This is a genomic window from Rhizobium sp. 18055 (assembly GCF_902706285.1).
Classification (GTDB): domain Bacteria; phylum Pseudomonadota; class Alphaproteobacteria; order Rhizobiales; family Rhizobiaceae; genus Rhizobium.
Genome location: NZ_CACSKD010000474.1, coordinates 1 through 392 on the forward strand (window position 1 = coordinate 1; position 392 = coordinate 392).

Consider the following 392-nt stretch of genomic DNA (forward strand, 5'->3'; position numbering starts at 1 on the left):
TAGACGACCTTCGCGCGGATTTGGAGGCGCGTGACGTCCGGGACAGCACCCGGGCGGTCGCGCCTCTCAAGCCCGCGCAGGATGCGCTGGTGCTGGACAATTCCCTGCTGTCGGTCGACGAGGCCGTCGAGCAGGTGCTCGTCTGGTGGCAGCGCCTGCAGCCCTTCGCGCAGCCCGCGCAAGGGTGACGACGGCCCGCGAGGCCCTTCCCGCGCCTGCAGCGCGCGGCCCTGCGCCAATGCCTCCGTGAGCGTCTGCTGCAGGCGCGCCATGCGGCCTTCCAGCCGCTCGAGCTGCCACTCCTGCTTGCGGAGATAGGGCTCGAGCGGGTAGGAAAAGCCACGCAGATCCACGGCCGAGGCGACGGCAACCCTGTCTCTTATACACCTCTG

Annotated in this window: 1 protein-coding gene; it reads left to right on the forward strand. The window is 69.6% G+C overall.

Going from position 1 to position 392, the window contains the following annotated elements; translation table 11 throughout:
* Positions 1-20: 20 nt before the first annotated feature.
* Positions 21-188 (forward strand): (d)CMP kinase, encoded by a 168-nt coding sequence (locus GVL52_RS32690; RefSeq protein WP_244619361.1) that lies wholly within the window; start codon positions 21-23, stop codon positions 186-188.
* The last annotated feature ends 204 nt before the right edge of the window (positions 189-392 follow it).